At 62.8% G+C, this 6,753-nt stretch carries 9 protein-coding genes and 1 pseudogene; 7 read left to right on the top strand and 3 right to left on the bottom strand.

Annotated elements, in window-relative coordinates:
• The coding region (locus MKK82_RS12665) for a cold-shock protein (protein ID WP_243985909.1) at positions 1–157 on the top strand (157 nt) is incomplete at its 5' end.
• Positions 158–327: 170 nt separating this feature from the next.
• Here MKK82_RS12665 and MKK82_RS12670 read toward each other — a convergent pair.
• Positions 328–594: a hypothetical protein gene (locus tag MKK82_RS12670; RefSeq protein ID WP_243985915.1), complete on the bottom strand. Its 267-nt coding sequence runs from the start codon at positions 592–594 to the stop codon at positions 328–330.
• Positions 595–731: 137 nt separating this feature from the next.
• On the opposite strand from MKK82_RS12670, the gene MKK82_RS12675 reads away from it, so the two are divergent.
• The 4 genes and pseudogenes from MKK82_RS12675 (at position 732) to MKK82_RS12690 (ending at position 4,548) form a co-directional block, all read left to right on the top strand.
• Positions 732–1,106 carry a hypothetical protein gene (locus MKK82_RS12675; RefSeq protein WP_243985916.1) on the top strand — a complete coding sequence of 125 codons (375 nt, stop codon included), beginning with the start codon at positions 732–734 and terminating at the stop codon, positions 1,104–1,106.
• Positions 1,107–1,137: 31 nt separating this feature from the next.
• Positions 1,138–1,599, top strand: a pseudogene (locus tag MKK82_RS12680) (tellurite resistance TerB family protein).
• A 156-nt stretch (positions 1,600–1,755) separates the two neighbouring features.
• Positions 1,756–2,004, top strand: a complete 249-nt coding sequence (locus tag MKK82_RS12685) for a hypothetical protein (RefSeq protein WP_243985919.1) — start codon at positions 1,756–1,758, stop codon at positions 2,002–2,004.
• Positions 2,005–2,130: 126 nt separating this feature from the next.
• Positions 2,131–4,548, top strand: coding sequence for a PAS domain S-box protein (locus tag MKK82_RS12690; RefSeq protein WP_243985920.1), 2,418 nt, complete (start codon positions 2,131–2,133; stop codon positions 4,546–4,548).
• 110 nt (positions 4,549–4,658) lie between these two features.
• Here MKK82_RS12690 and MKK82_RS12695 read toward each other — a convergent pair whose 3' ends face one another.
• A complete protein-coding gene (locus MKK82_RS12695) occupies positions 4,659–4,880 on the bottom strand; it encodes a hypothetical protein (protein WP_243985921.1) in 222 nt (73 codons plus the stop codon).
• A gap of 509 nt (positions 4,881–5,389) precedes the next feature.
• On the opposite strand from MKK82_RS12695, the gene MKK82_RS12700 reads away from it, so the two are divergent.
• Positions 5,390–5,623 (top strand): hypothetical protein, encoded by a 234-nt coding sequence (locus MKK82_RS12700; protein WP_243985922.1) that lies wholly within the window; start codon positions 5,390–5,392, stop codon positions 5,621–5,623.
• 579 nt (positions 5,624–6,202) lie between these two features.
• Here the strand turns inward: MKK82_RS12700 and MKK82_RS12705 are convergent.
• The gene (locus tag MKK82_RS12705; RefSeq protein ID WP_243985923.1) at positions 6,203–6,562 is read right to left on the bottom strand and encodes a hypothetical protein; all 360 of its coding nucleotides are present in this window, start codon (positions 6,560–6,562) and stop codon (positions 6,203–6,205) included.
• Between the two features lie 94 nt (positions 6,563–6,656).
• On the opposite strand from MKK82_RS12705, the gene MKK82_RS12710 reads away from it, so the two are divergent.
• The coding region (locus MKK82_RS12710; RefSeq protein ID WP_409566769.1) for a transposase at positions 6,657–6,753 on the top strand (97 nt) is incomplete at its 3' end.

Genomic DNA, 6,753 nt, shown 5'->3' on the forward strand with positions numbered 1-6,753 from the left:
GCCCGATGACGGCAGCGGCAGGGACGTGTTCGTCCATATCTCGGCTGTCGAGCGGGCCGGCATGCGTAGCCTGATCGAAGGGCAAAAGGTCTCCTACGACGTCGAGGCCGACCGGCGCAGCGGTAAGGAAAGCGCCGCCAATCTGAAGAGCGCCTGAGCCTTCCCGATCCGGGATCGTCTCATAGTCGAGCGTCGAAGCTCAGCTAACCTTCCTGAAGCATCCTGCATCTCGGCCTGCATCGCGTATCTGGTGCTTGCCGTGAGGAACGGCACTAAGCCCCGCCAGCCTGTGATCGGATCGGGCAGCGGGGCGGAGCCGGTGTTGATCTACAGCGGAGTCGGGCAAACCAGCATGGCGAGGGCTGTCACCGCGGTCCGGAACGCCCTATCCTGTGGCCCAGATTGACCTTGTAATTGGCTGACCACGGGGGAGGCCGCCACGGCTGCTGCGAGATCGATGCTATGACCACTGTTGAAGCAATACGGGCCAGCGTTCGCGTCGCGCATGTAGGCGTCGACCGCGGCGACAATCTCAAGGCTGCTGATCGTGCCTGCTTTGCGCAGATCGGCGACGGTCGAGGGCTTGGTGGGCATGCCGTACAGATAATCGAGGCCAAGGGTCTCGCCAGCCCGTGAGCAGATCGGACAACAGGGTTGAGCTGCCCATCGACGTAAGCCTTCGTTAACCACCGTCTCGGCACGTTGCTCGCTAGCAGCCTGCAGGTGCCGTCATGAACCGTGCCCGTTCGCTTAGTATCGACGACCCCGCTCTCGATTGCCCCGTTCCGTCGGAGACCGTGGGCCGGCTCGTCAAAGCCCATCCCGATGCAGTACCCCTCCTCCTCGACGGTATTCCGGAGGCGACCCGGGCACGGCTCGCCGTCTGGCTCTACGGTCGCAGCCATACCCATGAGATCGGCGTGCGGGTCGCGGCGACGTGCGAGGGTGCGACCCTGCGCCGGGCCGCCGGTCTCGTCGGCAATGTCCTCTACGACCTATCCCGCCGGCCCTACACGGCGCCCAGCCATGGCATGAACGGTGGAGGTGGACGGCGGCAGGTCAGTCTCGGCGGCTCGCGCAGCACCACAGCCCACGCGGTCGCTTGATGTCCCGCTATTCCCACCCCGTTGAAGCGCGATGAACGTCCTCAAGGATCTGCTGACCAGCTTCAGCCGGACCGTCATGGCCTATGCCGGTGACGAAGCGCTGATGCAGGCGGAGATCTCGGCCGCCGCCAACGTCATCGTAGCTGACGGCGAGGTGGCCGGTGACGAGTTCGAAACCGCACTGATCGGTCTGCGAGCCAACCCAATCATCGAGAAGGGCTACGACCTCCTGATGCTGGAGGAAGCGCTCTACGAGGCGATCGCGCGGGCGCGGACCCGAGCGGGTCGGGTGGAGAACTTGCGTCGGGTCACGGCGATCGCCGGCCGTCCGATGGAGCAGCGGCAGGATGCGTTCCTGGTGGCGACCGATGTGGCCGATCACGAAGGCATCAGCGACATCGAGGACCGGGCGCTCACCTAGATCGCCACGGCCCTCCTCGTCAACAAGGCGGCGCTGATGCAAACCGCGGTGGCTCGGCCTACGCCTGTATAGTCAGCTCCGGTATAGCGGCGTCATCGTCCCCGAGCGTGCCGATCAGTCGGCCACTTCGCCTCGCCAAGACGTGAGCAGGATGTCGGTGCCTGATTAACCTCGTTCAGAGCACGGCCAGCGTGAAGCGGCTAAGGCGTCGCCATGGCAAACCGGCTCATGACCCTCGACCTGTTCGACACCCTCGACATCGTCGACGACGACGTGGCGGCCGTGGTGGATGCCTATATGGCTGATCCGACCTCCGGTTTCGTCTCGTTCGGCGAAGGCTATCGCATTGACCCGGCTGTCGCCGTCGCTGATCACCCTTTCGCCAACACGCTGATCCGTCAGCCGTGGGCAAGCCCGGAGCTTCGGCGGGCTGCCGTCCGTGCCGCTATCATGCTTGCCCAGCCAGAGCGACTGTAGTGCTGGAGTGTGCTCTTGACCGCATGGCTTAGCGCCTTCCTACCCGGGTTGAGCCGCTCTAATGCCAATTGCCGTCAGACGATCGTCGGAACCTAATTTCCGCCTCAGAAGCAGCTACATGGGGCTATGCCTGTACGCCATCACCTCCAGCACGTTATCGAAAGTGCGATCGATTTTGCCATCATCGGCACCGACCTGAATGGGGTCGTCACGGACTGGAATGCGGGAGCAGAGAACATCTTCGGTTGGAGATGCGATGAGATAGTTGGCACATCGGCCGAACGTCTCTTCACAGCTTTAGACCGTGCTACAGACCGGCCCGACGAAGAAATGCGTCTCGCGGTCGCCGATGGTCGAGCGAGCGACGAGCGATGGCATCTCCGCAAGGACGGAACTCAGTTCTGGGCGTCGGGCGAGCTGATGCCCCTGCGCATCGAGGACGGTACACACCAAGGCTACGTCAAGATTGTTCGCGATCGCACACGCCAGCATGAGGCTGGTGAGCGTCTACGCGAAACCCGAGATCGGTTTGAAACACTCCTTCAGACCGTCGAGACAGCCTTCGCTATCGTTGAAGTCAAATTTGATGATCAAGATCGTCCGGTGGACTATCGCTTCCTTGAAGCCAATCCAGCCTTCGAGCGCCAAGCAGGCGTCAACCTACGCGGGAAATGGGTCACTGAATTCGCTCCAAACCTAGAGCGCTTCTGGTTCGAGACTTACGGACACGTCGCATGGACCGGTGAGCCGGCGAACTTCGAGAGCTATGCCGAGGCTTTCGGACGCTGGTTCGATGTGCGGGCTATCCGTGTCGGTGAGCCTACTGAGCGGCAGATCGCCATCTTCTTCAACGACACCACCGAGCGGCGCGTCGCAGAAGAGCGCTTGCGCGCGAGTGAGGCGCTTGCACGAGACAACGCGGAACGCGTTCAGCTGGCTCTGGCAGCTGGTGCGATCATCGGCACGTGGCACTGGGATCTGCCCACCGATCGGTTCACCGTGGACGAGGGGTTCGCACGCAGCTTCGGGCTCGATCCGGCGCTGGGTCGAGAGGGTATTCCACTCGCCCAAATCGTCGCGACGGTTCACCCCGACGATCAGGCGGGCCTAGCTGAGGCAATCAACGAAGCGATCAAACGATGTGGTGCCTACGTGCATCAATATCGCGTGCGGCGCACCGATGGCAGGTACTACTGGATCGAGGCGAGTGGACGCGTCGACCATGACGTGGACGGCACGCCGTCCAGCTTCCCAGGCGTTCTCATAGACATCGAGGAGCGGCGCACCGTCGCGGCAGAGCGTGATCGCGCGGCCGCGGAGTTGCGCGCACTCAACGAAACCCTCGAGCAACGTGTGGCCGAACGGACAGCCGAGCTGATGCGTACCGAGGAGCAACTGAGGCAATCCCAGAAGATGGAGGCCGTAGGTCAGCTCACCGGCGGCGTGGCGCACGACTTCAACAATTTGCTTACCGTCATCAAATCATCGACCGACCTGCTCAAGCGCCCCAACCTCGCTGAGGAACGGAGGACGCGCTACATCGCGGCAATCTCCGACACCGTCGATCGAGCGGCCAAGCTGACCAGCCAACTGCTCGCGTTCGCGCGGCGACAGGCTCTACGGCCCACCGTGTTCGATGCCGGTCAAAGTGTGCGCATGCTGAGCGAGATGGTCAGTACCCTGACCGGGGCGTGTATACGGGTCGCGACGCATGTGGATGAGGAGGCGTGTTTCGTGAACGCCGATCCGAGCCAGTTCGACACCGCACTCGTCAACATGGCCGTGAACGCCCGCGATGCGATGGACGGGGCCGGGGAAATCACGATCCAGGTCAAAGCGGTCGAAGAGATCCCGGCTGTCCGCGCGCATCCGGTAGTTGCGGCGTCGACTGTCGCCGTTTCGATCAGTGACACCGGCCGCGGCATCGCACCCGGGGATTTGGAACGGATCTTCGAGCCGTTCTTCACGACGAAAGATGTCGGTCAGGGGACCGGGCTTGGGCTCTCTCAGGTGTTCGGCTTCGCAAAACAGTCGGGTGGTGAGGTGATCGTTGACAGCGTGGTCGGGGAGGGCACGACGTTCACGCTCTATCTGCCTCGCGTGTCCGCACCGGTCGAGGTCGTCATCGACCATGATGAAGAAGCGACCGCCGATGGTGGGAACCTGTGTGTGCTCGTGGTTGAGGATAACCGGGACGTCGGCGACTTTGTGACCCAGACCCTCAAGGAACTGGGCTATCGCACGAACTGGGTCGAGAACGGACAAGCCGCGCTGCTAGCCCTGGCCGAGGAGCCAAACGCGCACGAGATCGTCTTCTCGGACGTGGTGATGCCGGGAATGACCGGGATCGAACTCGGACGCGAAGTGCGGCGCCTCTACCCCGGCTTGCCAGTCATCCTGACGAGCGGCTACAGCCACGTTCTGGCCCAGGAAGGTGGGCACGGCTTCGAGTTGCTTCAGAAACCGTACTCGGTCGAAGCCTTGTCACGGGTCCTAAGCAGGGCGGCATCCAAGCGTCGGGGCAAACGCTCGACAAGAGCTTGATGACTGCTGCGTGGATCACCCTTCCTACCTGAAGTGGGATGGCTGGCCGGGCAGCCGTATTATCACAACTCGCCCTGCCGGCTCCTGATCGGATCGAGCGTCAGGGCTGTTCAGCCTGCGCGCTTGGCACTCCAGCTGCCGCTGCACTCGACCAAGCCGCCAGACGTGCGCCATGTGCCGTTGCCGCTGCCCTTCGCGGTCAGACTGCCGGCGATCGGCACCTTGTTCGAGCCCTTGATGATCGTAGCCCGCACGGTGCCGCCAGCCGACACGCTGCCGTCGATGTCGACCTCCTCCCCGGAGATCGCGGCATCGCTGTTCTTGATCTGCACCCGATAGCTCGTGCTGGCCGAGCAGGGTCCCTCAGCCGTAGTGGCGACGATGGTCCAAGATCCGTCGAACTGGTTTGGCACCCGCACCTTCTTCGTAGCTGCATTGGTCGGGTATGAAGCGCTGAGCAGAAGGCACGCCGTAAGGATCGAGACGGGGATACGGGTCACAGGCAGCTCCGAGGCACGCGCCGTCGGGGCTGACTACGCCTCTGACATACGGCGACAGCGGCTAGATAGTTTCAGCTGTGATCGTAGATATTGCATCCGATCGGTCAAGCTTGCGGACAAGCTGAACCGTTTCTCGCTTTGCACTTTCCCTGTTAAGCTAATTGTCCGTTCCTGCACATTGAGGACGATCGTCGCTTTATCGAGCTGGCTGCTGAAACTCTCTTCTAAAGAGGACCGTATGGGATAGCCGACGCCCTGTTGTGGGCGCTGCGCCGCGGCCGTGGAGTTCCCAAGCCTTTCTGGCTTCGGACTGACACGTCCGCCGAACTCAGGAGTCCATGATGAGGAAGACGACTTTCTCGCTCGCCGCTGCAACCCTGCTCGGCAGCCTCGCTTTCGGTGTCGGCACGGTGTCGGCAGCCCCGATGTCGGTGAACGGCCTTCAGACCGGCCAGTCGGAAGTCACCCAGGTCCGTATGATGCGCGGCGACCGGATGATGATGAAGAAGCGCATGATGCGGAAGAAGATGATGCGCCGGCACATGATGAAGAAGCGGATGATGAACCGCATGTGAGGCGCTCACCTTCGGCGTCGGAAGGGCTCCTTTCGGAGCCCTTCCTTCATCTACCGCCCCGCCTGATCAATGAGGCCGACGCCTTGTCCCGCACCTATAGGCTCGCAGCGGTGCCGTGTCCTTCGTACCCGGGGTGCTTCCGCTGGGTCGTGTCGTCCTCGGATGGCGTCTTCTCCGAGCAGTCAGCGTACCCGTACGCGACCAAGGCCGCGGCCATGATCGTGGGCCGGATCAGAATGGCCGATCTCAGTGCAGGTCGACCACAAACGGAACCGCTCCTCCGGCGGCAGGATTGAGTGTCATCCCTTGCGGTGATGGAGATGCCGAACCATGAGCAACCCCGGCATGCCCGACCCCGGAGGACCCAATCTGCCTACCCCCGGTGAGCCACCGCCGACCGAACCCATGCCCGGAGATCCGCCGATGCCGCAGCCCCCTGCAGATCCGGTCCCGGGTGACCCGGTCGGTCCAGACATGGTGCCAGGCGATCCGATCGGCCCCGGCACGTTGATTTAAGGGCTCGCAAGCCAGCGATCTCCTCTGCCAGCCCATGAACGGGTGGCGGGCCGAGCCGCAGCCTTAAGAGAGTGCCTGCGGATACAACGATAGCGTACCCGAGTAGGTATTGGGCTTCAGCGGGCAGCCGCTATGCGATTTCCGGTGTGACATGGTGCGACGGACGTTGGCTCCGCTGTAGGCGCCGAGGATCATCACCTGTCCGCGGCAGGCCGGGCAACGTTTCACGGCCACCACGTGATCAACAGCGGCCTCAGTGAGGCTGACGGCACGCCATTCGCCATCAATCTTCACCTCGCAGGTCTGCGGCTTAGGCTTCGTCATACCCGAGAGGTGCAATAGGCCCGGCGAGCTCAACCCATGTTGAGCAGCAGTCGTGCCGGCCTCGCGCAAATTGGCGGGTGTCGGATGTTCATCGGACATGTCAGCTCTACGCTAGTGGTTGCAGCCGCGTAGACCGAACCGGCACGGCTTCTAGAGGCTGTTACGGACCTGCGGCTGCGCCAGTTTCGGAGGGATGCAGTCCCGTCACGCCTATCCGTCTGATGTCAGCGATGAAGAGTGGGCGCTGGTCGCCCCCTACCTGACCTTGCTTCCCGAAACGGCCGCTCAGC

The organism is Methylobacterium sp. E-046, assembly GCF_022829625.1.
GTDB lineage: Bacteria > Pseudomonadota > Alphaproteobacteria > Rhizobiales > Beijerinckiaceae > Methylobacterium > Methylobacterium longum.

Excerpts from the sequence above, each read along its gene's own strand:
- MKK82_RS12675 (WP_243985916.1), top strand. The coding sequence starts at position 732 with ATGAACCGTGCCCGTTCGCTTAGTATCGACGACCCCGCTCTCGATTGC.
- MKK82_RS12690 (WP_243985920.1), top strand. The coding sequence starts at position 2,131 with ATGCCTGTACGCCATCACCTCCAGCACGTTATCGAAAGTGCGATCGAT.
- MKK82_RS12705 (WP_243985923.1), bottom strand. The coding sequence starts at position 6,562 with ATGTCCGATGAACATCCGACACCCGCCAATTTGCGCGAGGCCGGCACG.
- MKK82_RS12685 (WP_243985919.1), top strand. The coding sequence starts at position 1,756 with ATGACCCTCGACCTGTTCGACACCCTCGACATCGTCGACGACGACGTG.
- MKK82_RS12700 (WP_243985922.1), top strand. The coding sequence starts at position 5,390 with ATGAGGAAGACGACTTTCTCGCTCGCCGCTGCAACCCTGCTCGGCAGC.
- MKK82_RS12670 (WP_243985915.1), bottom strand. The coding sequence starts at position 594 with ATGCCCACCAAGCCCTCGACCGTCGCCGATCTGCGCAAAGCAGGCACG.